A 26,187-nucleotide genomic window follows, 5' to 3' on the forward strand; every position below is an offset into this window, starting at 1 on the left:
TTATTAACCTTTAATTCCTGATGAAAGGCCGGGTGATACCCTGGGGTATTCACTCTGCGCCATCGTTCGATTTTTAAGCTAAATATAAAGCAGTGCTGCATTTATGGTCGAAAATGTCACTCGGTCAATTCTCATTTATTTTACTTTTGCGTAACAAAATATAAACATTTGATGCGGATTAAATATGCAGAATGGACGAAAAATAACGCATTTTAATGGCGTTCAAAAAAACGTCGTCGGCGCGGTTATGTGCTTCATTGCATGAGAAATTATGTTTTTAATAACAAGCAATTATGCCATTTGAAATAGTAACGCGAAATTTTTGTTATTCGATTCAGCGCTCAACCCTGACAAATCAAGGCTTGCAGAGCATGCCGCCCGGATGATACAGATTTATACTGCGTCGCACCCAGGGCAGGTGAACGCTTCCACTGAATTAACATAAGCCTGTAATAAATGATTAAGTATTCTTTTCTCCGTGTTGCGACTTTGTACGGCGAAAAGAGTCTTTGAGGACTTTTTGGGTATGAAAAGTGTAAAAATTAGCCTGGCTTGGCAAATCCTGATCGCGTTGGTGCTGGGTATTATTGTTGGCGCGGTATTGCACAACCAGACAGAATCTCGTGAGTGGCTGGTCAGCAATATTCTCAGCCCGGCGGGTGATATCTTTATTCGCCTGATCAAGATGATTGTGGTACCGATCGTTATTTCCACGCTGATCGTCGGTATTGCCGGCGTGGGCGATGCGAAAAAGCTGGGCCGCATCGGATTGAAAACCATTATTTACTTCGAAGTGATCACCACCGTTGCCATCGTGGTGGGGTTGACGCTGGCCAACGTATTCCAACCCGGCCACGGCATCGATATGTCGACGCTGACCACGGTGGACATTTCGCAGTATGAGAAAACCACCGAACAGGTGCAAAGCGGTTCGCACAGTCTGGTGGCGACCATTCTGTCGCTGATCCCGTCGAACGTCTTCTCGTCGATGGCCAAGGGCGACATGCTGCCGATTATCTTCTTCTCGGTGCTGTTCGGTCTGGGGCTGTCGTCGTTGCCGAAAGAGACCAAAGAGCCGCTGCTGAAGGTGTTCAAGGCGGTGTCCGAGAGCATGTTCAAAGTCACCCACATGATCATGCGCTATGCGCCGATCGGGGTGTTTGGCCTGATTGCGGTCACGGTAGCCAACTTCGGTTTCGCCTCGCTGCTGCCGCTGGCCAAGCTGGTGGTGCTGGTGTACTTCGCCATCGCGTTCTTCGCCCTGGTGGTGCTGGGGGCTGTCGCCCGGCTGTGCAACCTGCGCATCTGGACGTTGATCCGTATCCTGAAAGACGAACTGATCCTGGCTTATTCCACCGCCAGCTCGGAAACGGTGCTGCCGCGCATCATCGAAAAGATGGAGGCCTACGGCGCGCCCAAGTCGATCACCAGCTTCGTGGTGCCGACCGGCTACTCCTTTAACCTGGATGGCTCGACGCTGTACCAGAGCATTGCCGCTATCTTTATCGCCCAGCTGTACGGCATCGAGCTGTCGTTGGGGCAGGAGATCGTGCTGGTGCTGACGCTGATGGTCACCTCGAAAGGGATCGCCGGCGTGCCGGGCGTCTCGTTCGTGGTGCTGCTGGCCACGCTGGGCAGCGTCGGTATTCCGTTGGAAGGCCTGGCGTTCATCGCCGGCGTGGACCGTATCCTGGATATGGCGCGCACCGCGCTGAACGTCGTGGGTAACGCGCTGGCGGTGCTGGTGATCGCCAAGTGGGAGCACCAGTTCGATCGCAAGAAGGCGCTGGCCTACGAAACGGAGTTTCTGGCGCAGAAGGTGAAGCCGGCCAATCAGGCCTAATCATCGAGCAGCTCTGATGTTAAAAACGCCCCGGGCAGCTGTGCCGGGGCGTTTTGTTTTTAGCCGTCTTCTCTCCGCCACTTTCTTTTCTCCGTCCCCACTGCGCGACTTGCATCCCCGCTTAACAGAATCTAAAGTGTTACCAAATTAATGGAAATGATAATAGATGTTATTATCATTTTCATTTGATGATGTATGGAGACACGCAAAAGCCGTTGAACGGCGGGGTTACGCCCGTTCGGCGTCTTTATTCGGGCTTATCAAAGGTAGGTAACATGTCGGACACCGCTTTGGCCTCTGAATGGTTGCCGCTGGCGCCAGCGCAGCTTGATTTCTGGGAAGAACACACCTTGCACCCCGGGCAGACCCTGTCCACCGTCGCACACTGCACCGAACTGTGCGGCGCGGTAGAGGAAGAGACGCTCTGCCGGGCGATCGCCGCCACCCTCGCCGAGACGCAGGCGTTTGCCCTGCGCTTTGGCGAGCGGCATGGCGACTCTCCTCCGCCGTTACGGCACGATCCACAGCGTATACCGCCATTGCAACGCATCGATCTGCAAACGCACGGCGATCCCTGGCAGGCGGCGCAAAACCTGATGCGCGAAGATATCGCGCAGCGCCGGGCGCTGCACTGCGAGCCGTTAGCCGCCGCCTGGCTGATCAAGCTGGGGCCGGAGCGCTACCTCTGGTACGTACGTGCGCACCATATTCTGGTTGATGGTTTCGGTATGGCGCTAATTGAACACCGCTGCGCCGCGTTGTATGCACACTATCTGGGTGAAGGTAGCGCGGGCATGCCTCTGGGCGCCTTCGACGCCTTTCAACAGGCTGAGCTGGCCTACGCGGGTTCTGAGCGATGCGAGCGCGATCGGCGCTTTTGGCAGAGCTATCTGCCGCCGTCGCAGGCGCTGCCGACGGTGCGCAAGGGCGGTGAGGCCTATGGCGTGCGGCGTCTGAGCACCCACCACCGGCTGCCGGCGGCGGTATCGCAACGACTGGCGCAGCTGGCGGAGCGCAGCGGCATCAATTGGCCCGACTTGCTGGTGGCGCTGTCGGCGGCCTGGCTATTTCAGGTGATGCCCCGCGACACCCGGCAGGGCGAGGCGTTGCCGATGTGGATGCCAGCGATGAATCGCCGCGGGCAGGCCGCCACCAACGTGCCTTCGTTGGCGGTCAACACCCTGCCGCTGCTGGTGTCACCGCCGCAAGCGGAGACGCTGGGGGGCTTTCTCACCACTCTGACGCAGCAGCTGCGCGAGCTGCGCAGCCACGCCGGCTACCGCCTGCGCCAACTGGCCGCCGATCGCGGTGTGGATCCTGACTCGCGCTTCTTTATTTCCCCCTTCATCAACGTACAACCCTTCGATGCGCCTCGTTTTGTCGGCTGTAGCGGCACCCGCCGCGTATTGGCCGGCGGCTCGGGCGACGGTTTTAACCTGACTTATCGCGGCCGCACCGACGCCCGCGATCTGCAGGTGGATATCGATATTTATCTGGAGCAGTTCCCGACGGAGGATGCGCTGGACTATGGCGAGGCGCTGCAGGAATTCCTGTTGCGCGCGCTGCAGCGGGAAGCCTGGGAGCAGCCGCTGGCGGCCCTGATGGCGTTGCCCGCCTGATAAAATGCGGGCGGGGGATGTCCCCGCCCGAGTGGTGTGGTTTCAGTTGGCCAACAACGCCGCCACTTCGCGCGCGTTCTTGCACGGCAGGAGCGAACTGCTCACCAGCCGGGTGCCGAAAGCGTCATTGAGGCGTTCCGCCACCTGTTTGATATGCGGCAGCTTCAGCCCCATGGCGATAAATGCCGTCTCTTCTCCCCATTCCGGGCGCGGCGCCACGCCGATCGCCTGCCAGTAAATGGTCAGGATCTCTGCGCTGCGCGCCGAAGGCGCGTTCGGCGGTGGGGCCGCACAGGCGTTCAGCGCCGGCGCGGTTTGCTGGTGGCTCAGGTCGGCACGGATGCGATGGCGGTCGGTTTTGCCGTTGGCGGACAGCGGCAGCGCCTCGGCATGGATAAAGCGTGTCGGAATATGGGTACAGGGCAGATAGCCGGTGGCGAAGGCGCGGATCTCGGACAGCGGCAGCGGTTTGCCGTCGCGGGTCAGATACAGGGCACCGAGTGCCGCCTCGTTGTTCTCTCCGCTGGGGTAATCCACCACCACCATGTCCTGGATCGCCGGATGGCGGCGCAGCACGTCTTCGATTTCCGGCAACGAGACGCGCACGCCGCGGATCTTCACATAGCCGTTCACCCGGGTGGCGAACATGATGTTGCCGTCCGCCCGGTAGTAGCCCTGATCGCCGGTGCGAAAAGCGCGCAGCGGTTGCCCATCCGGCCCTTCGAGGGTAACGAAATCGTGCTGCTTCAGCTCCCCCTGCTCCAGGTAGCCCAACGCCAGGTTGATCCCGGCGGTATGGATGCGGCCGACCACGCCAGCCGGGCAGTGGCTGCCGTCGTCATGGCAGATGAAGTAGCGGTTGGCCGGCAGCGGGCGGCCGTAAGGCACGGTGCCGTTCTCCTGCGGGGCGATCGGGTGCCAGATGCTCCAGATGGTGGTTTCGGTCGGTCCGCCGAGCGAGAACAGCGCGAGATCCGGGCGCAGGGTACGCAGGGTTTGTACCGTCGCCGGCTTGATGTAGTCGCCGCCTTGCGCCACCAGGCGCAGCGAACGCAGGCTGTCGGCCGTTTTGCAGGTGAGCAACATCTCCAGAATCGCGGGTACCGAACACCACAGGGTGACCCGATGCTTTTCTACCAGCTGGTTCCAGCTGATGGCGTCCTTTTCCTGATGCGGCGCCGGTAGCACCAGCGTAGCGCCGGCGCACAGCGAACCGAACAGATCGAACATCGACATGTCATGGTGCGGCGGCGTGACGGAAATGAAGACGTCGTCGGCGGTGACCGCCCAGCGCTGCTGGGTCTGGTGGACGACGTTGGCGGTGGCGCGGTTGTTGAGCACCACGCATTTGGGCTTACCGGTGGTACCGGAGGTATACAGGTAGTAGCTCGCGGCCTGGCTGGCGCTGCGTTCAACCAGCGTCTGCTCATCCGGCAGCGCAGGCGCGTGATCCGTCGGCGCCAGCAGGGTCGCCGGCGTCACGCCAATGGGCGTCTCCAGATCGCCGCCGTGCACCACCAGCGTCGGTCGGCAGTTCTCCAGCAGATAGGCGGTGCGTTCCGGCGGCGAGTTGATATCGACAGGCACCCAGATCACGCCCTGCAGGGCGCAGGCGAGGCTGAAGATGATCTGTTCCGGGCTGCGCGGCAGATACAGCGCGACCACGTTGCCCGGCTGCACGCCGCGGCTCTGCAGATTGGCGATCGCCGTGGCGATCCGCTGGCCCAGCTCGCGGTAGGTCAGCGTCTGTTCGCCGCAGATCAGCGCGTTGCCGCCGCCTTGCGCGCCGAACAGCCGCTCGGCCAGCTGTGCCAGATAAGGATAAGGTGCGTAATTCGCTTCGCTGTCGTTGTGGCGATAATGCGCCAGATCGATGAAGTCCCGCGGCGCGATCGCCAGGTCGGCCCGTTGGCAGCTGTGCAGGATGCGTCGCTGCAATGCCGCCAGCATGGCTTCTACCTGTTCACCGTGCAGCGCCTGCTCGGCGTAGTCCACGCACAGCTGCAGGTTTTTTTCGCTGTCCAGCGTCAGGCGAATGTCGATGGCGACCTGCGGCGTTTGGGTCAGGCCGTCGTGGAAGCGCACCGGCGCCTCGGCCGGCAGCGTCTCCCAGCCCAGGCAGTTGGTCAGGATCACCGGCAGCGCCGGGCCGCCCTGGCTTTGGCCGAGCAACTGCCGCGCCAGATCGACGCCGGAAAACGTCAGGTGGTCGAGCGCGCCGAGCACGTCGTCCTGCAAGGCTTGTGCGCGCTGGATAAAATCTTCGCCGTGGCGCGAATAGCGTACCGCTACGAAGCTGGAGGCGTTGCCCAGTGCACCGTCGGCGGCGGGGAATGCCACCGGCACGCCGACGCACAGCTCGCCGTCAGTGGTCCAGTGGGCCAGCGTATCGAGGATCAGCGCCGACAGCAGGCTGTTACGCAGCAGCGCATGTGGCGATCCCAGGCGGCCGAGCTGTTTTATCGTATCGCGCGGCAGCGTCAGGGTGGCGCGGCGATAGCGCGACGAGGTGAGATTGGCGAGCGGGGCGCGCCACGGTAACGCTGACGGGGTGGTGACATCCTGCAGCTTGTCGCGCCAGTAGGCGGCATCGGCCTGGCGCTGCGCCGCAGGTGCAGCAGGGGGCGGCAGCGCAGCGGCGGTCGGCGCCAGAGGGCGATCGTCAAACAGGCGCGCGATCACGGTGGAGATCCCCTGGCCGTCGAGGATCAACGCATCGAAGCTGGTGAAGATCAGCGTATCGTACGGCGATCCCGTCGGATCCTGCTGTTCGGCAAGTTGGAGCACGGCGATGCGCCACAGCGGTTGGCTCGGATCGTGGCGCTGGTGGGAGTAACGCGCGCGCAGCTGTTCGATCTGGCGCTGCGCCGCTTCGCCATCAAGGGCGCGCAAATCGTGGCGATCCAGATGCAGCGTCACCTCCGGGCGTACGTGCTGCGTGCCGCGCTGCACATTGATGCAGGTGCGCAACGCCGGGTAATGCTGTACCAGCTCGGTCAGGCGCGCTTCAAGGCGCGGTACGTCCAGCTGCCGGGCGCGGTATTCGCGAAAGTCGTGCATCGCCACGCCGCCGAGCGGCCATCGATCGCTGCGGCCCAGAAGATAGGCCTGCTGCAGTGCGGTTAAAGCTCTCTCCATGGTACTTCCCTATAGTCGTTAACCGATTAAAACGAGCCGGGCGCCGCGCGCCCGGAAACCGATCTCAGTGCTGCGGCGCCAGCGCGGCGAGCAGCGTTTTCGCATGCCTTCCTGCCTCGGGCGAGCGTTGGCAGATCAATGCCGCCAGCGCCGCAGGGGAGGAATGCGCCGCCAGATCCTGCGCCGTTAGCCCCGCCGCCAGATACTTGTTGAGCACCGTCAGCAGCGCGTTCACCCCGGCATCCGGCAAGGCCAAGCGGTGGATATCGTCGTGGTCGCGCAAGCCGGCCTCGGGGGCCACCCGCGCCAGCAGCCGATGCAGCACCTGGCGCACCGGCGCCTGCTGCGCCAGCGCGTCGGGCGTGCATTGCGCCAGCAGGTGCGACAGCGGGCGATCGAACGCCGCCGTTTGCCGCGCGGCCAGGTGCAGCAGCGCCCGGTAACAGGTCAGCAGGCGTGGCAGCACCTGCTCGGGGAACGCGTCGAGCCGCACGTCCCAGTTGATCAGAATGCCGTCGTCGACGTGGGCGACCTGCGCATCCAGTGCCACCTGCGGCCCCTGAGAGATGACCCAGCCGAGACGGCCGAAGGTGTCGGTGACCCGTTCGGAAAACAGTGTCTTGCCGCGGATGCCGAAACCGGCGGTAAACACCACCGGCGAAGGCTGCAGGCTGCCGTGCAGGCGCGACAGATCGCGCATCACGCTCACGCCGGGGTAATCCGCATGCTCGATCAGCTCCGCCAACTGGGTCATCAGGCGCCGGCAGAAGGCGCTCAGGTTTTCCGTCGGGTTCAGCTCCACGCCGAGCAGCACCAGGTTAGAGAAATCGCCGATGAGGCGATGCGCGTCCTCCCGTTCGCTCTCGCGGTGGAACAGCGGCACGTTGAGCCGAAAGCGCGTCATGTTCCACCCCTGGCCGACGGCCAGGGCGAACAGTGCGAGAAACAGCGTCGAGAGCGAGGTGTGGTGCCGTTTGGCGACGTTCTCCAGCGCGCGGCTTTCCTCTGCGTCCAGCTGTATGGCCAGGCGATCGCTGCGGCAGCGGTCCGGCGTGCGCAGCAGGCGCGGCGCCGGTGGCACCTGCGCCAGACGCTCACGCCACCAACGCTGGCCGCGTTCGCGCCGCTGGCGCATCGCCTCGTCGGCGTCACGTTGTGCGAGGTGATCGAAGTAGGCCGGCGGCGCGTCATGGGAGGGTATCGGTGGGCACTGGTGATAAAACGCCGTCAGATCTTCCATCAACAGGCGAAAGCTCATGGCATCGCCGGCGATCATATCGAGATCGACATGCAGGCGGCTGCGCCCTTCCGGCAACAGGCTCAGGCTGATATCGCAGGGCACGCCCTGTTCCAGCGGCAGCAGCTGGGTACTTTTTGCCTGGCGTTTGGCGGCGAGCGCGGCTGCCAGCGTCGCTGTATCGGCGTGCCGCCAGTCGTCGAGATGCAAGGTGTGCCGGGGGCCGGGAGGCGCGATCGTCTGCCGGCCATCATCGGTAATGCGCAGGCGCAACAGCGGATGATGCAGGTACAGCGCATCGACGGCCTGGCGCAGTCGGGCGAGATCCAGCTCGCCGCCGTCGAATTCCGCATACAGGTGGGCGGCCATGCCGCCGAGGGGAGGAGCGGACTGTCGGCCTACCCAATAGGCGGCCTGCATCGTGGTCAAAGCTTTCATCGGGTATCCATTTTGATTCAGCCAACGAGACTGCAAGAATATATCCAAATGTTAATAGGAATGAAAATTATTATTATTTAATCCATTTGACGCGAGGGTGCTATCTATAAGGGGTTTTAGCGAGGGCGGACGGGCGTATCGTTGGGTGTGAATAATTTATCTATATTATTCTTAGCATTGTAATGATTGCTTGTTATTGCAGCGCCTGTTTTACCTGCGAAAGTATAAGGTTTTCTGTCTGTTATCGCGGCTTTCCTCACACCTTTGTTGATAATGATTTGCATTAGAAAATGCAAAATATTATCATTCTTAACATTATTTTACGTTTTTATACAAGCCGCCGGCCGCTCCGCCGGCGGCTTGGCCGTGGACGGGGCCGCGCCCGTTCGGCCGCGCAAGGCATGGGTTTGCCGCAGGGATAAGCAACAGAAAGGTCGGGAAGGCCGGAGCGTCATGGTCTGTGTGAGTGTCGATGTAGGTTGTGTAAAAAAAATCAAATTTTGTGCACCTCTGGGATGAAAGGAGAAGACATCTATGGGCAAGCATTTTGCGGCTCAACGGCATGAAAGCGTAGGAAACGGGGAAAAAGCGGGGTTGAAAGCCATTGGGGCGTTTTCCTCCGTATTTTTAGGGGTATGTTCACTGGCGATCGGTAACGTCAACGCGGCGGAAACCAAGAGCAACGAAACCTACCAGGACGCGGAAACGCTGCTGGTCACCGGTGAGAAGATCAAACGTTCCATTTTCGACACCGGCTCCAGCGTGCAGGTGTTCGACAGCAACCGCATCGCCTCGATGCCTGACGCAGTGCAGATCCCCGATCTGCTGCGTATGACCCCCAACGTGGTGGATCTGGGCATCGGCAACGAACTACCGACCGTGCGCGGCATCGACGGTTCCGGCCCGAACGTCGGCGCCAATGCCTTCCTCAGCGGCACCCGCCCGCGCCTCAATCTGTCGTTGGACGGCCGCTCGCTGACCTATAACGAACAGGCGTTCGGCCCGCAGTCGCTGTGGGATCTGGATCGCGTCGAAGTGTTCCTCGGCCCGCAAAGCTACATCCAGGGGCGCAACGCCATCGCCGGCGCCATCGTCATGGCCAGTAAAGATCCGACCTTCGAGTGGGAAAGCGCCTTCAAGGGTGGGGCCGGTAACCAGCACTCTTCACAGCTGGCCGCCATGGCGTCCGGCCCGCTGGTGGAGGATCAGCTGGCGTTCCGCGTCAGCGTCGATCGCCAGCGCCGCCGCAGCGAAGCCGATCTGCCGGCCTATGCGCCGGTGGGCGATCCGCGCGAAGTGGAAGCCACCACCGCCCGTGCCAAGCTGTTGTTCAACCCGGCCGGCCTGCGCGATCTGACTACCAAGCTGACCTTTAACCACTTCGGCAGCACCGCGCCACAGAACGAAAGCCTCAACCCGCAGCCGCACCCGACCAATCCGCGTCACGATCCGCGCCGCGCCGTGTTCAAAAGCAACATGAACAGCACCATCTGGGATCTGGCCTGGGAGGCCTCCGATGCGCTGACGTTTGAAAACCGCGTTATCTATACCGATTTCAATATCAATCGGCCGACCGCTTACAACATCCAATACGCCGAGATCGACGGCCAGGAAGTTCACGTAGAACCGGTGGTGCGCTTCGGCGGCGCGGACAGCCGCCTGCACGGGCTGGCAGGGCTGCGTTATTTCCACGGCACGCAGGATGAGTTCGTCAACATCTTCGGCGGATCGACCTTCAAGGATAAAACCGATACCCATTCGGCGTTCGCCGAGCTGACCTATGCGCTGACGCCGCAGGTGGACGTGACCGCCGCCAGCCGTCTGGAACGCGAACACCGTCGCCGCGACGGCGGCAGCCAGGCGGTGCGCATCGACTTCGACGAAACCTACACCGTGTTCCTGCCGAAGCTGGACGTGGCCTGGAAACCGACGGATACCCAAACCTACGGTGCCAAGATCGCCCGCGGCTATAACGCCGGCGGTGGTGGCATCACGATCGGTACGCCGGTGGTCAGCTATACCTACGGTTCCGAGTATGTGTGGAACTACGAGCTGTATACCCGCCATCACCTGAAAGACGCCAATGTGGTGCTGACGGGTAACATCTTCTACAACGATTACAAGGATATGCAGCTGCCTTATTCGTTGGGTGAGAACTCCAGCGTGATCCGTAACGCCGACAAGGTGGAAACCTACGGCGCGGAAATCGGCGCCACCTGGCAGCCGCGCTGGGACTTCGAGCTGTTCGGCAACCTCGGCCTGCTGAAAACCGACATCAAGAAGTTCTCGGGCAGCGGCGTGGAAGGGCATGAGCTGGCGCGCGCACCGGCTTACACCGCCAACATGGGTGCTAAATATCAATTCCTGAAAGGATGGGAGCTGAGTAGCAACGTGGCGTTTACCGACTCCTACTATTCGCAATACGACAACGATTCGCGCGGGCGCATCGGCTCCTATTGGACGGCCAACGCCCAGCTGGCTTACACCTTCGACTACGGCCGCGCCACGCTGTATGCGAAAAACCTGTTTGATTCAGACCGCCGCGAGATGGTCAGAAGCAACGACATCTACACGGCGACTCTTCAGCGAGGCCGCTTGGTCGGTGCAGCAGTTGAGCTGAATTTCTAACGCTATCGCGATGACGGGGGACGAATGTCCCCCTTTTTATGCGCTATCCCGGCACGGCCGGGCAAAGGAGATAACGCAGTGATCGGTGATTTTGACAGCATTCTGAGCGATGAAGAGGCCCAGCGGCTGGAGAGCGCGTTTCAGGCGCTGGGCGCGGCGTCGGCGGACGGCGAACGGCCGGTGAGCGAAGCCGAAGAGCGGGCGTGGTTCGCCCATCTGCAGCAGGGTGACGCACGCGGGCAGCGGGCGCTGGCCTGGCGCCTGACGGGGGACGTGGATATCGCCCGGCTGACGGCGGCGCTGCAGGCGCTGGTGCGGGAAACGCCTGGCGTGGACGTGCGCTACGTTTTTGATGACGAAAACGGTCTGGTGAAACGCCCCGCCGGCTCGGCGCCGTTGCCGGTGTGCCTTCGTCAGGTGGCGGACGAACAACACGCCATGGGTTGCCTGCTGCAGGCGCAGGCAACGCTGTTTGAACTGGAAAACGAAGCGCCGCTGCGCTGCCTGCTGTTGCTCACGCCGGGCGATGCCGTGATTTTGGGCGTGGTCTTGCATGACATCCTGGCGGAAACGCTGCCTTGGCGCCACCTGCCGGCGATGCTGTCCGCCCGTTACAACGGGGATGCGATGCCTCTGCCTTTCGCGGTGGCGCCGGTCGAGCTGGCGGAAACCCCGGAGCCGCAGCTGCCGTGGGTGCGCCAGGCGGTCTCGCTGCAGGATTACCGCAGCCCGGCGCAGCGCGCTGAAGCGTTGCCGCCGGTGGGCTCGCGCGTGGTCACGCGTATTGATCGCTCGCTGTTGCCCGCCAACGACACGCCGCGGGCCTTGCTGGCGGCGGTGGCGGCACGGTTTGCCGAGTTCGTCGCCGCGCAGGCCGGCGGCCAAGCGGTGCAGCTGTGCGTGCCGGCCGCAGAAACGGCGGAGTTCGTCGGCCTGGAGCTTGGCCTGACGGCGGCACCGCTGATGCGCCTGACCGTACAGCATGGCGAGAGCGACGTCGGGCAGCGGCTACTGGCGCAGGCCGTGGCTGAACAGCCGGACCCGCAACGGGCGCAGCTGCTGGTGGCCTGGCGCGACGATCTGGCCGCAGAGTGGCGGCTGGAAGGCGTTCACGCCGAACGCCTGTTGCTGCCGCCGCTGCATACGCCGTTTGAACTGGCGCTGCTGCTGGGCTTGCCCGAGGCGGAAGCGCTGACGCTGGAGCTGGTCACCGACCCGCGCCTGTCTCCCCATGTGGCGCCTTTCCTGCTGGAGCAGTTCAGCGCGTTCCTGGCCGGGCAGAGGATTGCCGTCGCCTTGCCGACGGCTGAGGCCGCTTCCCCGTCGATGGCCGCGCCGGCGGCGAACGGCGACGCGGACGAAAGCGTTGCACCGCTGATTTTGCAGGAGTTCCGTGAGGCGCTGGTGGCGCCGGAAATGACCCTGGATGAAGACTTCTTCGATCGCGGCGGCCATTCGCTGGTCGCTACCCGGGTGATCGGTCGCTTGCTGAGCCTGCATCAGATCGAAATCAACATTAACGATCTGTTCAGCCACCCGACGGCGCGCGGGTTGGCGGGCTACGCCAAACGCCTGAACGTCGCGCAGCCGAATGCCGCGGTGGCCACCGCCGACGACCATGATCGCGCGCAGGCGCCGCTGTCGCTGGCGCAGGAGTCGCTGTGGAAGGTGTATGAAGCCTTCGGCCATGACGAGATTTTCAACCTGCCGTTCTCTCTGCGCTTCTTCGATGCGGTGGATGAAACGGCGCTGCGTCAGGCGTTTATCGACGTCATGACTCGCCATACCGTGCTGCGTTCACGCTTCGTCGAGCAGCAGGGCGAAGTGGTGCAGGTGGTGGTGCCGGCTGCCGAACTCGCGGACTACTCGTGGTTCCGCTTCTCCCACGAGACGCCGGCGGGCAACGCCGCCGCCCTGTTGGCCGATGCCGGCCAGCACCGGTTCGATCTGGCCGCCGAGCTGCCGCTGCGCGTCACGCTGCTGCGCGATGCGGACAACGGCCAACAGCTGCTGTCGCTGTTGTTCCACCATGTGGTGCTGGATGAATGGTCGCTCAACCTGATGATGGATGAGCTGGGCGTCGCCTATCGCCATCGCGTCGTCGGCCAGGCGCCGCAGTGGAGCGGGCAACCGCCGCAGTTCCACACTTTCGCCCGGCAGCAGCGGGCCTCCGGGGTGCAGCAGCAACATCTGGACTACTGGCTCGACGCGCTGCGCGGCGCGCCGGTCGGCCAGCCGATCTTCCGGCAAGAGCCGTCCACCCATCCGGCGGTGCCGGCACCGGCGGACGTCAACGGCGGCTGGCTGGAGTTCGAGGTCGACCCTGCCGTGGCGGAAGGCCTGTATCAGCTCGCCCGCCGCAACAACGCTTCGCTGTTCAACGTGGTGTATGCCGGGATTACCTCGGCGCTGCGCCTGTTCGGCGGCCCGGCGGATCTGCTGGTGGGCACCTCGACCTCCGGCCGTAACGACGCCGAGTTCTTCGATACCGTCGGCTACTTCACCACCGTAGTGGTGCACCGCGTGCGCTTCGACGAGGGGCTGACGGTGGCCGGGTTGGTCAGCCAGGTGAAAAACACCATCAATGGCTCGCTGCCGTACACCGATATTCCGATCGATCTGGTGGAGGAAGGGCTGTTCGGCGTGGACGCCGACCGCAAGAACCACATGTTCGAAGTGTTTATCCAGATCCACAGCCGCATCAAGCTGAACGGCGAGTTCCGGCTGCAGGACGGCAGCGCGATCGCCTACCGTCAGGTGGAGCCGGAGAAAGCCGAATCGCTGCTCGGCCTGCAGTTTGAGGTGATGGAAGACGATCTGGCCGGGAAGAAATCCCTGCGGGTGATGATGACCTACCGCCAGGACCACTACAGCCGGGAGCAGGCCAATCTGATCGCCGACGGCGTTCAGCACGTCTTTACCCAGTTTGCGCAGCACATCGCTGGCGATATCGCTCTGGCGGCGCTGCCGCCCGGGCCGCAGGCATGACGTTGTTTCACTCTAACCGAAAGCATGATTTTCAAGGAGATAAAAGGATGTCTGGAACCCTAGCAACCCCGCGCGCGTTACTGTCGCTGCTGGTGGCGGCCTCTCTGGTGGTCGCCGGTGCCGCGCAGGCGGACGATGTCGGCATCAAACCGCAGGACATCAAGCGCGAGGCGCTGTCATCGACGGTGGTGGAGATGGCCTACAGCACCTCGCAACAGGCGCTGTTCGTCAGCGCGCCGGACTGGAAGGAAGAGGCGCGCTCCCGCGTGCTGCGGCTGGATCCCAACACCCTGGCGATCAAGGCGGAGATCCCGCTGCAGGTGAAAGGCTTCGGCGTGGCGCTGAACGATGCGGGCAATCGCCTGTACCTGACGCAGGCTTTCAACGGCGAAGTCGGGGTGGTGGACACGACCACCAACCACGCGCTGGGCAGCATCAAGCTGCTGGACAAAGCGGTGCTGGAGCAGGCTTACAAGCAGGCGGGCATCAGCGGTAAGCGTCTGGATTTCCTGTTGGCGGAGCTGAAGAAGTTTAAAATCACTGAGGACTATCTGTACCGCCTCCGCGAGATCAAATATGACGCGCAAAGCGGCCGCCTGTTCCTGCCGGGCCTGGGCTTCGGCGTCGACAGCGTGCTGTACGTGGTCGATACCAAAGCCGGCAAGCTGGAGAAAGTGATCCCGGGCTTCGGCTACAACGCGGTGGGTATCACGCTGGATGAGAAGGGCCGCCGGGTGTTCGTCTCCAACATGCAGGGGCAGGTGATCACCTTGAACGCCGACACGCTGGCGATCACCGCCACGCATGAAGTGCAGGCCGATCAGCTGCTGAACCTGGTGTATGACCCGGCAAGCAATCGCCTGTTGGGCGTCGATCAGGGCATCGATCGCGACGACTACCGCAACCATCATCTGGGGCACGACTACGTGAAGCGCAGCAGCGGCCACCGGGTGTTTGCGCTGGATGCGGACAGCGGCAAGGTGCTGGCCAGCGAGCTGACGGATGAGGTGCCGATCGGCCTGCTGCTCGACGAGCGCAGTCAGCGGCTGTATGTCGCCAACCGCAAAGGCGTGCGCGTGGATCATGGCGCCGGGACGCTGACGGTGTTCGACGCCAAGACGCTCAAGCGCCTGCAAACCGTAGACCTGCCGCCGCACCCTAACAGCCTGGCGTTGGATCCGAAAGGCGACGCGCTGTTCGTGACGGTGAAAAACGACGGCGCTTCCACCAAGGCCGGTAAGCCGGAAAGCGTGGTGCGCATTCAGCTGCATACCAACTAACTGAATATAAATATAAAAAAGGGCGCCTCGGCGCCCTTTGTCGTTGGGTCATGTCATCAGAAGTGGGTGTTGATGCTCATGTAGTAGGTACGGCCCGGTTCGTTGTAGGTGGCCGCGCCCGCGCCGGCGATGTTGATCGCGCCGGTAATCGGGTCGCCCACGTTCTGCGCGTTACCGGCGCGGAACTGGCGTTTGTCGAACAGGTTGTCGATGCCGGCGGTGACGCTGACGTTTTTGGTCAGGTCATAGGTCGCGCTGGCGCCGACGACGGCATAAGGGCTGACCTCGCGGGTTTCGCCGCCGGTGGCCGGTTTACCCTGGTAGTTGTACTTCTTCGGCTTCTGACGGCCGTACCAGGTCAGGGTGGACTGCATCGACAGATCCTGCGTAGCCTGCCAGCTGAGGGTCGAGTTGACGGTGAACTTCGGGATCACCGACAGGTAATCGCCGGTGGTCTTGTTCTTGTTCTCGATCATGTAGGTGGCGTTGTTGCTCCAGGTGACGGTCTCGCTGACCGGCACGTTCAGCGAGCCTTCCAGCCCCTGCACCACCGCTTTCGGTACGTTCTCCCACTGATAGACCGCCGTACCGGTGCTGCTGGTGGCGATGCGCGAGTTACCCGCTTCAATCTTGTTGTGGTAATCGTTGCGGAAGTAAGTCACGCCGGCCAGCCAGCCTTCGTTATGGAACTCCAGCCCGATCTCTTTGTTGACGCTGGTTTCCGCCTTCAGATCGTCGTTACCGAGCAGGTAGCAGCCGTTTCTGACATCGCTGCCCGCACACCCTTGGCCTTTGCTGTACAGCAGGTAGTTGCCGTTGGTCTGGTACAGGGTCGGTGCCTTGTAAGAACGCGCGATGCCCATTTTCAGCGTGAAGTAGTCGCCCAGTTCCTGCGACAGGTTCAGCGCCGGGCTCCAGTTGTTGCCGGATTCTGAATGCAGATCGTAACGCAGACCCGGCGTCAGCATGGTGGTGTCGGTCAGCTCAATGTTGTCTTCGGCGAACAGCGAGAAGATATGCGCGGAAGCGTAAGGGCTGCGCGTGCCGTTGCCCATGCCGGGAATAGTGCCGCCCATCAGCGTTTGGCTGGTGGAGGTGCCGTCTTTCATCCGCTGTTGGGTCCACTCGGTACCCAGGGTGGCGGTCTGTGAAACGCCCAGCTCAAACGGCACGCTGACTTCGCTGTGCGCCAGGAAGTCGTCCAGCTTGGTGGTGCCGAAACCGGTATTTTTGGTGTCGAAGATGCCTTCGGTGCCGCCGGCCAGGCCTTCGTTCAGGCGGGTATTGCGGGTACGCTCGAACTGCACGTAGTTGTTGGTGCTCACGCCGTTGTCCCAGGCGCCGCGGTGGGTCAGGCCGAAGGTTTCACGGTAGATGCGGTTAGTCTCTTTGCCGTAGTTGCTCTGCACCAGGGCATTGGTATTGGTGTTCTGGGTATCGCCGGAATACAGGTTGCCCTGACGGCCGTAGGCATACTCGAACTCCAATGACTGCAGATGGGCGAAGTCCCAATGCAGCAAGGCGTCGATGTTTTTATCGACCACCCCTTCGCGCCCGGCGGGCAGGCTGTTGGCGTAGGCGCCTACGCGTTCGGATTTATGCGATTCGTTAATGTCCCAGGCGTCGGCCTGCGTTTTGCTGTAGCCGCCGAACAGGCGGAAGCTCAGGGAATCGCTCAGCGGGCCGGACAGGCTGAAGTCGGTGCGCTTGGTGGCGCCCTCCTGCTTGTGCTGCGGCACGTTGAAGTAGCCGTTCAGCGAGCCGTGCAGCGCATCGCCGGCCTTCTTGGTGATGATGTTGACCACGCCGCCCGCGGCGCCGTTGCCGTAGCGCGCGGCGGCCGGGCCGCGCAGCACTTCGATGCGTTCGATCATTTCCGGCGGCACCCAGGCGGTATCACCGCGCGAGTCGCGCTCGCCGCGCCAGCCCTGACGCACCGAGTTGCGGCTGGAGGCCGGTTTGCCGTCGATCAGAATCAGGGTGTTTTCCGGGCCCATGCCGCGGATATCGATCTGGCGATTGTTGCCGCGCTGGCCGCTGGTGGAGTTGCCGGTCAGGTTAACCCCGGGCATGGTGCGGATCAGTTCGCTGATGTCGCGCGCCGGCGGGCGTTTTTTGATCTCTTCGGCGGTGATGGTGGACACCCCCGGCGCCTGCAGGTTCTGCCGGGCGGCGGTCACGACGATGGTGTCTTCGCCGCGCGGCTTTTTATCCGTGGTGCCGCTGTTTTCTTCCGTGGTGGTGGTGTCGGTCTGCTGCGCGGCGTTGGCGAACGCGGACGCGCCCAATCCCAAGCCGATAAGAGTGGCTAAAGAATAACGTGATAGCTTGCTTTTCATCTGAGTGTCCTACCTTGCTGCCATCCCTCGCCGAACGGGGGGAAGGGCGGTTGTAGTTTTTGTGTAGTCGGAAATAGAAAATCGGCTGCGGCAAGGGATGCCATTGATGTATCCCCGATCCCTGTCCGTTGCGCGCAATACCAGCACGATCTCCAAGCCTTACACACTATTGCAAATGCAAATTATTATCAATAGTATTTGGCGTACAGTGCGTTCGGGCGGTGGCCGGCGATAGGGAAAAGTCGACGTTCCCGGTGCCGCCAACTACAAAATGGGTAGGCGTTGTGAATACAGAACTACAGTCAGAAAGCAGCAGATTATTGGCCAGCAGCAATGCGGGCAGTCCAGGGTGGTGGTTGACGGTGGCACGACGCGGTACGCCATGGGTAGAACCGGCGGGTAACGGCCGTTGGCGAACCACCTTTTTCTGGCGCGATCCTCAGGGATGCGAATTGACCTCCGCCTACCGTCGCGTGTGGATCAACATCAACTGCCTGACCGACCATCATCAGCCGAATCCGCCGCAAAGCCTGCAGCGTTTGGCCGGCACCGACGTGTGGTACTGGCAGACCGAGCTGAGCGGCGCCTGGCGCGGCAGCTACTGCTTTATCCCCTGCTTTGACGAGCGGCCGCCGGCGTTCAGCGGCGACGATGCGCACGCCAACATGCACAACCTGCGCCACTGGTGGCACCAGGTGTTCGCCAGCGCCACCCCCGATCTGCTCAACCCGTATCGCTCCTGGCAAAGCGCCAGCGGCCACAGCGTCTCCGGCCTGCACATGCCGGATGCGCCGCCGCAGCCGGTATGGCGCTCGTTCGACGAGTACGAGATCGCCAGCGGGCGCTGTACGCCACCGCTGCCGGCGCGTTTGCAGCGCCATACCTGGCAAAGCGAGCGCCTGGGCAACAGCCGCGATGTCTGGATCTACACCACCGGTGACAGCAAGCCGGCCGAGCGTCCGTTGGCTATTCTGCTCGACGGCCAGTTCTGGGCGAAGCAGATGCCGGTTTGGGAGCCGCTGATGCAGCTGACCCGTGAAGGGGCATTGCCGGAAGCGGTGTATGTGCTGATCGACATTATCGATCTGCCGCACCGGTCGCGCGAACTGACCTGCAAGGACGACTTCTGGCTGGCGGTGCAGGAAGAACTGATGCCGCAGCTGGCCGACTGGGCGCCGCACAGCGACAAACCGGCCGATACGGTGGTGGCGGGGCAAAGCTTTGGCGGCCTGGCTTCCCTGTATGCCGGGCTGCGCTGGCCGCAGCGCTTCGGCGCGGTGATCACCCAGTCCGGTTCCTACTGGTGGCCGCGGCGCGACATGCTGCAGTTGCCGAGCATTCCCGACGATGCCTGCTGGCTGATGCAGCAGGTGGAACGACACGGCCTGGGCAACCACGGCGCGCTGAAGGTATTTATGGAAGCCGGTTCGCAGGAAAAGCTGGTGCACCGGGTCAGCGGCGAAATGGCGGCGCGCCTGAGCGACGCCGGCCATCGGGTGCACTACCGGGTGGTGGAAGGCGGGCACGACGCGCTGTGCTGGCGCAGCGGCCTGACCGACGGGCTGCAGGCGGTCTGGGCTTCCGCTTTCGCCACCGCTTATCCGGCATCGGCGACGGCAACGGCACGAGGAACACATGATGGAAAGCCTGAATCCGTTCGATGATCAACAGCAGCGCAGCCTGGTGCTGCGCAACGTACAACAACAATACAGTTTGTGGCCGGATTTCCGCGCCATTCCGTCCGAGTGGACGATCGTCTTCGGCCCGGCGGCGCGCACTGCGTGCGCCGAATGGCTGGAGCAGCATTGGCAAGACATTCTGCCGGTCGCAGCACGCGAGGCGTGACCGGCGCCAGGTAATCACGGGAGCAATAAGCAGTGTCACACACCCCTAACTCTCTCAGCGGCCCGGCGCTTGCGGGCGAATGGCCGCTGGTCGCGGCGCAACCCGGCATCTGGGTCGCCGATCAAATTTCCCCGCATCGCAATGCCTACGCGGTGGCCCACGCCATCGAACTCAACGGCCCCATTGCCGTAGAGCCTCTGCTGCAGGCCATTACCCAGAGCCTGGGCGAGGTGGATATGCTGCGCCTGCGTTTTGCGGAACGCGACGGCGTGCCGGTGCAATGGTGGGATAACACGCTGGCGGTGCGCGAGCCGGAACTCGTCGATCTGACGACGTCGCCGGACCCCGAAGCCGCCGCGCGCGCGCTGATGGATATCGATCTGGCGAGCGATCTGCGCGCCAGCAGCGGCGCGCCGCTGTATCGCCATGTGGTGATGCGCCTCGCGGATGACCGCTGGTTCTGGTATCAGCGCTATCACCATCTGCTGGTGGACGGTTTCAGCTTCACCGCCATCGCTCGCCGCGTGGCGGCGATTTACACCCATCTTTGCCGCGGCGACGCGCTGGAACCGACGCCTTTCACGGCGTTCAGCGACGTGGTGGCGGAATACCAGGCTTACCGGGAGGCGCCGGCCTGGCAGCGCGACGCCGATTTCTGGCTCGAAAAAGCGCGGCAGCTGCCGCCGCCGGCGACCCTTTGCCCGCAGCCGCTGGCCGGGCAAACCCCCACGCCGCGCATCCACCGGCTGGAACAGCGCTGCGATCCGCAGGCCTTCGCCGAACTGGTGCAGTGCGGCGCGCAGCAGAAGCTGAACGCCGCCGATATGGCGGTGGCGCTGGTGGCGCTGTGGGTATCGCGCCTGAGTGGCCAACCGAGCTTCAGCGCCGGTTTTATCTTCATGCGCCGTACCGGATCGGCCGCCCTGTGCGCCGCCGGCCCGGTGATCAACGTGCTGCCGATGGAGATGCACCTCGAGCCGCAGGCCACGCTGTATGAGGCCGCCGCCCGCATCAGCCGCGAGCTGAAAACGGTGCGCCGCCATCAGCGCTACGACGCCGAACAGGTGCAGCGCGATCTGGGGCGCATCGGCGACGGCGAACCGCTGTACGGCACGGTCTTCAACTTCAAAATGTTCGATTACCAGCTGGACTTCGCCGGTATCGAAGGCATCACCCACGATCTGGCCTCCGGGCCGGTGCGCGATCTGGAGATTGCGCTGTTTATCGACGAGCACCATCACCTGAAGGTGGAACTGCTGGCCAACGCCGAGCGATACAGCCGCCAGGAACTGCAGGCGCACCTGCAGCGGCTGCCGCTGCTGCTGGCGCAGTTCGCCGCGCAGGCAACGTTGCCGATCGGCGAAGCCGATATGCTGACCGCCGACGATCACGCGCTGCTGGCGCGGGTCAACGACACGACGCACCCGGTACCGGCGACCACGCTGAGCCAGCTGCTGGCGCAGCAGGCGCAAACCACGCCAGACGCGCCGGCGCTGGCGGATGCGCATTTCAGCTTTACCTACCGCGAAACGCGCGAGCAGGTCACGGCGCTGGCGCGCGAGCTGGTGGCGCAGGGCGTGCGGCCGGGCGACATCGTGGCGGTGGCGCTGCCGCGTTCGGTGTTCCTGTCGCTGGCGTTGATGGCGATCGTGGAAGCGGGCGCCGCCTATCTGCCGCTGGACACCGGTTATCCGGACGAGCGGCTGGCGATGATGCTGGAAGACGCCGCGCCGCGGCTGGTCATCACCAACCCGGCGCAGCAGGCGCGTTTCGCCGACAAGGGCGAAATCTTGCTGTATGACGCGCCGCTGACGGCCGATCACGCCGCCGGGGTGGCGATCGCGGGCCCGACGCCGGACCATGCGGCCTATATCATCTTTACCTCCGGCTCCACCGGGCGCCCGAAAGGCGTGCTGGTCGGCCATCAGGCGATCGTCAACCGCCTGCTGTGGATGCAACACCAGTATCCGCTGGGGGCGGACGACGCGGTGCTGCAGAAAACGCCGTGCAGTTTCGACGTCTCGGTGTGGGAATTCTTCTGGCCGCTGATGGTGGGCGCCCGGCTGGTGATGGCCCCGCCGGAGGCGCATCGCGATCCGCAGCAACTGCAACAGCTGATCGCGCAACACCGCATTACCACGCTGCACTTCGTGCCGTCGATGCTGGCGGCTTTCGTGGCCGCCCTGGACGACGACGCGGCGGTGGCGAGCTGCGCCGCGCTGCGCCAGGTGTTCTGCAGCGGCGAAGCGCTGCCGGCGGAGCTGTGCCGCCTGTGGCAAAGCCGCACGGCGGTGCCGTTGCACAACCTCTACGGCCCGACCGAAGCGGCGGTGGACGTGACCTGGCATCCGGCCTACGGCGAGGCGCTGGCGAAGGTGACCGGCGCCAACGTGCCGATTGGCCTGCCGGTGTGGAACACCGGGCTGCGCATTCTTGACGCGCGCCTGCGGCCGGTGCCGCCGGGCGTGGCGGGCGATCTGTATCTGACCGGCGTGCAGCTGGCGCACGGCTACCTTGGCCGGCCGGATCTGACCGCCAGCCGCTTTGTCGCCGATCCGTTCGGCGAGGGCGGGCGCATGTACCGCACCGGCGACGTGGCGCGCTGGCTGCCGGACGGCGCGGTGGAATATTTGGGCCGCAGCGACGATCAGCTGAAGATCCGCGGGCAGCGTATCGAGCTGAGCGAAATCGACCACGCCTTGCTGTCGCTGCCGGGCGTGCGCCAGGCGGTGACGCACGCGCTGGTGCTGCAGGGCACACCGGTGGACGCCGGCGGCGATGCGCGCCAGCTGGTAGGCTATCTGGTGATGCAGCCTGGCGCGAACTGGGATGCGGAAGCCCTGCGCGCGGCGCTGGCCGACCGTCTGCCGCCGCACATGGTGCCGGTGGCGCTGGTGGAAATGAGCGATTTGCCGCTGAGCGCCAACGGCAAGCTGGATCGCAAGGCCTTGCCGCAGCCGCAGGGCGGTGAACGCAAGGCAGGACGGCCGCCGCAGGCCGGGCTGGAAAGCGAGATCGCGGCGGTGTTCGCCCGCTTGCTGCAGCGCGAGCAGGTGTTCGCCGACGACGATTTCTTCGCGCTCGGCGGCCATTCGCTGCTGGCGATGCGTCTGGCGGCAGAGCTGCGCCGCGATCTGGGCAAGGCGGTGTCCGTCGGCCAGGTGATGGTGGCGTCGCGCGTTGAGCAGTTGGCGGCCTTGCTGGCGGAAGATCGCACGCAGGAAGAGGCCGATCGCAGCGGATTCGACAGCGTATTGCCGCTGCGCGTCACCGAGGGGCCGACGCTGTTCTGTCTGCACCCGGCGTCCGGTTTCTCGTGGCAGTTCAGCGTATTGCCGCGCTATCTCGATCAGCACTGGTCGCTGGTCGGTATCCAGTCGCCGCGGCCGGACGGCCCGCTGGCGCTGAGCGAAGATATGGATCAGGTGGTGGATGCCCACCTGCAGACGGTGTTGCAGGTACAGCCGCACGGGCCGTACCACTTCATCGGCTACTCGCTGGGCGGCACGCTGGCGCAGGGCATCGCCGCCCGGCTGCAGGCGCGCGGCGAGCAGGTGGCGTTCCTCGGCCTGCTGGATACCTATCCGCCGGAGACCCAAAACTGGGACGTGATGCTGGACGACAACGTGTTGAAGGAAGTGCAGCGCGAGCGCGAGCAGTTCCTGGCGGTGTCGCAGGATACGCTCGATCCGGCGCTGGGCGAGACGCGCACCGCGATGTTCGACAACATCGAAGCCAACTACGCTGATTCGGTGCGGTTGCTGTCGCACACGCGTACCGCCCGCTTCCGCGGTCAGGCGACGCTGTTCGTCGCCAAACGCACGTTGCAGGAAGGGATGGACGTGCAGCAGACCTGGTCGCAGTACGTCGATGCGCTGCAGGCGCACGAGCTGGACTGCGCGCATGTCGATATCGTTTCGCCGGCGTCGTTCAAAGTGCTGGGGCCGCTGCTGAACCGGATCTTGCGCACGCTGTAATCGCGCCGGTCATCTCGCCGCCAGGCACGGGGATTACCCCGCGTGTGGCGGCGTTTCTTGCGGTTGCTCACAGTTGAATATCAATGAGTTTTATTATCATTATTGATTTCGCCATCTGTGCTAGCATAGCGCCCCGCAACTGCAGAATCCCCGTTTAAAGATGTGGTGAACAACCGATGAGTAGCAAACCCTCCATCCTGCTTGATTTTAGCCTGCTGAAAACCAACCGGGCTTTCCGCGCGGTATTCTGCGCGCGCTTTATCTCCATTGTGGCGCTGGGGCTGATGGCGATCGCCATCCCGGTGCAGATCCAGGCGCTGACCGGTTCCACCCTGCAGGTCGGGCTGGCGGTGACGCTGGCCGGCGGCGGCATGTTCGCCGGGCTGCTGATGGGAGGCGTATTGGCCGATCGCTATGAGCGGCGCCGGCTGATCCTGTTCGCGCGTTCCACCTGCGGCGTCGGCTTCGTCGGCCTGTGCCTCAACGCCCTATTGCCGTCACCTTCGCTGGCGGCCATTTATCTGCTGGCGGTGTGGGACGGCTTCTTCGGCGCGGTGGGGGTGACGGCGCTGCTGGCGGCCACGCCGGCGCTGGTGGGCCGCGAAAACATCGTGCAGGCAGGCGCCATCAGCATGCTGACGGTGCGCTTCGGCTCGATTCTTTCCCCGGCGATTGGCGGCCTGGTGATTGCCCATATGGGCATTGCCTGGAACTACGGCCTGGCGGCGTTTGGCACCCTGTTGACGCTGCTGCCGCTGCTGAGCCTGCCGCAGCTGATGCCGCCGCCGCAGCCGCGTGAACACCCGCTGCGCGCGTTGGCGGGCGGCTTCGCCTTCCTGTTCCAGAACAAGGTGATCGGCATGGTGGCGCTGATCGGCGCGCTGCTGACCATGGCCAGCGCGGTGCGCGTGCTGTACCCGGCGATGGCGGAGAGCTGGCACATCGACGCTGCCCACCTCGGCTATATGTACGCCGCCGTGCCGCTCGGCGCGGCTATCGGTGCGTTCACCAGCGGGCGCGTGGCGCACGTGGCGCGCCCCGGCTGGGTGATGCTGCTGACGGCGATCGCGGCGTTCGCCGCCATTGGCCTGTTCGGCCTGATGCCGTGGTACAGCCTGGCATTGCTGTGCCTGGTGGCGTTCGGCTACCTGAGCGCGCTGAACTCGCTGCTGCAATACGGCCTGATCCAGAGCCTGACGCCGGACAACTTCCTCGGCCGCATCAACGGTCTGTGGACGGCGCAGAACGTGGTGGGCGATGCGCTGGGCGCATTATTGCTGGGGGCGATGGGCGCCTTCATGCTGCCGGCGATGAGCGCCAGCGGTTTCGGCTTCGGCGCGGCGGTGCTCGGCATCCTGTTGCTGTTCGCCATGACCGGTTTGCGCCAGGTCACGCTGCACAAACCGGAGCCGCAGCCCGCCACAGAAAAGTAGTCGAACGCGTTAAGACAACGCTGTGGGATCAAATAGCAATGCTTATCATCGGCATGCGTAAAACCCACAGCGTTTATGTCATGATTTCGAAATGAAAGAAGTGCTTACGTTTATTGACATAGCAAATATCGGCGAGTAATTTAGCGCGGAATTAACTCAAATGATAATCATTATTATATTGGTTATCACTTCAAATCCTTGAGGGCGAAGCGATGGATACTGCCGTGAACGACATCAATCGAAAGGAAATGCAGGAGCGCGAAGAACACCGGTTCGCCGCTGATTTTTCTCCGGCGTCGGGCTTCTTCTTTACCTCTCCTTTCCGCAGCTTGACCACCACCGGTTGTTTCAGCCGCATTCGCCTGCCGGCCGCAGACGGCGCCGACCTGAACGGCGAGTTCCAGCGCAGCGTACGGCAGGCGTTTGCCGAGGCCCGGCAGGCCGGCATCAAAAAACCGCTGCTGTGCGGCGCCATACCTTTCGATACCCGGCAGCCTTCGGCGCTGTTTATTCCGCAGCAGAGCCGTTGGTTCGATCGCGCCGCCTTTATGGCCGGCGTTCGGCCGCCGGCGAACGGCCCTGAACTGGCCGGCGTGACGGAGCTGCCGCAGCAGCAGCCGTTTATGAACATGGTCAGCGACGCCGTCGACGCGATGAAGGCCGGCGAACTGGATAAAGTGGTGCTGTCGCGCCTGCTGGAGATCGAAACGCGCCAGCCGGTGGATCGCCATGCGCTGATGGCGCGCGTGATTGCCCAGAACCCGCACGGTTTCCATTTCCATGTGCCGCTGGAGCAGGGCGCGCTGTTGGGCGCCAGCCCGGAGCTGCTGCTGCGCCAGGACGGCGGCCGTTTCTATTCCAACCCGCTGGCCGGTTCCGCCCGGCGCGAGGCTGACCCGCAGCGCGATCGCGAAGTGGGAGAGCGGCTGATGGCCTCGGCGAAAGATCGCCACGAGCATCGCATCGTCACCGAAAGCATGCGTGACGTGCTGGCCGGCCGCTGCCGTTACCTGAACGTGCCGCACACCCCTGAATTGTTGACCACCACGACGCTGTGGCATCTCTCTACGCCGATCGACGGCGAGGCGGCGTCTCCAGATGAAAATGCCCTGTCGCTGGCCTGCCTGCTGCACCCGACGCCGGCGCTGTGCGGCATGCCGACGGCCGAGGCGCACGCCCTGATCGGCAAGCTGGAACCGTTCGATCGCGGCCTGTTCGGCGGCATCGTCGGCTGGTGCGACGACGAAGGCAACGGCGAGTGGGTAGTGACTATCCGCTGCGGCACCGTTGACGGCAACCGGGTGCGGTTGTTCGCCGGCGCCGGCATCGTGGAAGACTCTTCACCCGAATCTGAATGGCATGAAACAGGCACCAAACTCAGCACCATTCTGCGTGCCTTTGGTATGAATCAAGGATAACGAC

At 63.4% G+C, this 26,187-nt stretch carries 13 protein-coding genes; 10 read left to right on the top strand and 3 right to left on the bottom strand.

Features of this window, described 5'->3' with window-relative positions; genetic code table 11:
- The first annotated feature begins 526 nt into the window (after nt 1-526).
- Together gltP and V8N38_RS01325 are read left to right on the top strand one after the other, a co-directional pair.
- Nucleotides 527-1,843 carry a glutamate/aspartate:proton symporter GltP gene (gltP, locus tag V8N38_RS01320; protein WP_015376334.1) on the top strand — a complete coding sequence of 439 codons (1,317 nt, stop codon included), beginning with the start codon at nt 527-529 and terminating at the stop codon, nt 1,841-1,843.
- Nucleotides 1,844-2,118: 275 nt separating this feature from the next.
- The gene (locus V8N38_RS01325) at nt 2,119-3,462 is read left to right on the top strand and encodes a condensation domain-containing protein (protein WP_147839642.1); all 1,344 of its coding nucleotides are present in this window, start codon (nt 2,119-2,121) and stop codon (nt 3,460-3,462) included.
- Nucleotides 3,463-3,504: 42 nt separating this feature from the next.
- On the opposite strand, the gene V8N38_RS01330 is transcribed toward V8N38_RS01325, so the two are convergent.
- On the bottom strand, nt 3,505-6,600 hold the full coding sequence (locus V8N38_RS01330; RefSeq protein WP_147839643.1) for an amino acid adenylation domain-containing protein: 3,096 nt from the start codon (nt 6,598-6,600) through the stop codon (nt 3,505-3,507).
- A gap of 64 nt (nt 6,601-6,664) precedes the next feature.
- Nucleotides 6,665-8,275, bottom strand: a complete 1,611-nt coding sequence (locus tag V8N38_RS01335; RefSeq protein WP_147839644.1) for a condensation domain-containing protein — start codon at nt 8,273-8,275, stop codon at nt 6,665-6,667.
- 534 nt (nt 8,276-8,809) lie between these two features.
- Here V8N38_RS01335 and V8N38_RS01340 point away from each other — a divergent pair.
- The 3 genes from V8N38_RS01340 to V8N38_RS01350 all read left to right on the top strand — a co-directional run bounded on the left by V8N38_RS01340 (nt 8,810) and on the right by V8N38_RS01350 (nt 15,171).
- Complete coding sequence (locus V8N38_RS01340) at nt 8,810-10,903, top strand: TonB-dependent receptor (protein WP_025304960.1); 2,094 nt, start codon at nt 8,810-8,812, stop codon at nt 10,901-10,903.
- A 78-nt stretch (nt 10,904-10,981) separates the two neighbouring features.
- Nucleotides 10,982-13,891 carry a condensation domain-containing protein gene (locus V8N38_RS01345; protein WP_147839645.1) on the top strand — a complete coding sequence of 970 codons (2,910 nt, stop codon included), beginning with the start codon at nt 10,982-10,984 and terminating at the stop codon, nt 13,889-13,891.
- Nucleotides 13,892-13,938: 47 nt separating this feature from the next.
- A complete protein-coding gene (locus tag V8N38_RS01350) occupies nt 13,939-15,171 on the top strand; it encodes a YncE family protein (protein ID WP_038879328.1) in 1,233 nt (410 codons plus the stop codon).
- A gap of 56 nt (nt 15,172-15,227) precedes the next feature.
- On the opposite strand, the gene V8N38_RS01355 is transcribed toward V8N38_RS01350, so the two are convergent.
- Nucleotides 15,228-17,510 (bottom strand): TonB-dependent siderophore receptor, encoded by a 2,283-nt coding sequence (locus V8N38_RS01355; protein WP_060425198.1) that lies wholly within the window; start codon nt 17,508-17,510, stop codon nt 15,228-15,230.
- A gap of 284 nt (nt 17,511-17,794) precedes the next feature.
- Between V8N38_RS01355 and fes the strand changes: the two genes are divergently transcribed.
- The 5 genes from fes (at nt 17,795) to V8N38_RS01380 (ending at nt 26,183) form a co-directional block, all read left to right on the top strand.
- Nucleotides 17,795-19,174, top strand: a complete 1,380-nt coding sequence (gene fes / locus V8N38_RS01360; protein ID WP_072271055.1) for an enterochelin esterase — start codon at nt 17,795-17,797, stop codon at nt 19,172-19,174.
- Nucleotides 19,149-19,355, top strand: coding sequence for an MbtH family protein (locus V8N38_RS01365; protein ID WP_048325765.1), 207 nt, complete (start codon nt 19,149-19,151; stop codon nt 19,353-19,355). Before fes ends, V8N38_RS01365 begins: the two co-directional genes overlap by 26 nt.
- A 32-nt stretch (nt 19,356-19,387) precedes the next feature.
- Complete coding sequence (locus V8N38_RS01370) at nt 19,388-23,332, top strand: enterobactin synthase subunit F (protein WP_147839646.1); 3,945 nt, start codon at nt 19,388-19,390, stop codon at nt 23,330-23,332.
- Between the two features lie 176 nt (nt 23,333-23,508).
- Nucleotides 23,509-24,765 (top strand): enterobactin transporter EntS, encoded by a 1,257-nt coding sequence (gene entS, locus V8N38_RS01375; RefSeq protein WP_047729313.1) that lies wholly within the window; start codon nt 23,509-23,511, stop codon nt 24,763-24,765.
- Nucleotides 24,766-24,977: 212 nt separating this feature from the next.
- Nucleotides 24,978-26,183 (top strand): isochorismate synthase, encoded by a 1,206-nt coding sequence (locus tag V8N38_RS01380; protein WP_147839647.1) that lies wholly within the window; start codon nt 24,978-24,980, stop codon nt 26,181-26,183.
- Nucleotides 26,184-26,187: the final 4 nt, after the last annotated feature.

The organism is Serratia nevei (assembly GCF_037948395.1).
Classification (GTDB): domain Bacteria; phylum Pseudomonadota; class Gammaproteobacteria; order Enterobacterales; family Enterobacteriaceae; genus Serratia; species Serratia nevei.

What these genes read in the sequence shown, in the direction of transcription:
- entS (WP_047729313.1), top strand. Translation starts at nt 23,509, where the DNA reads ATGAGTAGCAAACCCTCCATCCTGCTTGATTTTAGCCTGCTGAAAACC.
- V8N38_RS01350 (WP_038879328.1), top strand. Translation starts at nt 13,939, where the DNA reads ATGTCTGGAACCCTAGCAACCCCGCGCGCGTTACTGTCGCTGCTGGTG.
- V8N38_RS01355 (WP_060425198.1), bottom strand. Translation starts at nt 17,510, where the DNA reads ATGAAAAGCAAGCTATCACGTTATTCTTTAGCCACTCTTATCGGCTTG.
- V8N38_RS01340 (WP_025304960.1), top strand. Translation starts at nt 8,810, where the DNA reads ATGGGCAAGCATTTTGCGGCTCAACGGCATGAAAGCGTAGGAAACGGG.
- gltP (WP_015376334.1), top strand. Translation starts at nt 527, where the DNA reads ATGAAAAGTGTAAAAATTAGCCTGGCTTGGCAAATCCTGATCGCGTTG.
- V8N38_RS01335 (WP_147839644.1), bottom strand. Translation starts at nt 8,275, where the DNA reads ATGAAAGCTTTGACCACGATGCAGGCCGCCTATTGGGTAGGCCGACAG.
- V8N38_RS01380 (WP_147839647.1), top strand. Translation starts at nt 24,978, where the DNA reads ATGGATACTGCCGTGAACGACATCAATCGAAAGGAAATGCAGGAGCGC.
- V8N38_RS01365 (WP_048325765.1), top strand. Translation starts at nt 19,149, where the DNA reads ATGGAAAGCCTGAATCCGTTCGATGATCAACAGCAGCGCAGCCTGGTG.
- V8N38_RS01330 (WP_147839643.1), bottom strand. Translation starts at nt 6,600, where the DNA reads ATGGAGAGAGCTTTAACCGCACTGCAGCAGGCCTATCTTCTGGGCCGC.
- V8N38_RS01325 (WP_147839642.1), top strand. Translation starts at nt 2,119, where the DNA reads ATGTCGGACACCGCTTTGGCCTCTGAATGGTTGCCGCTGGCGCCAGCG.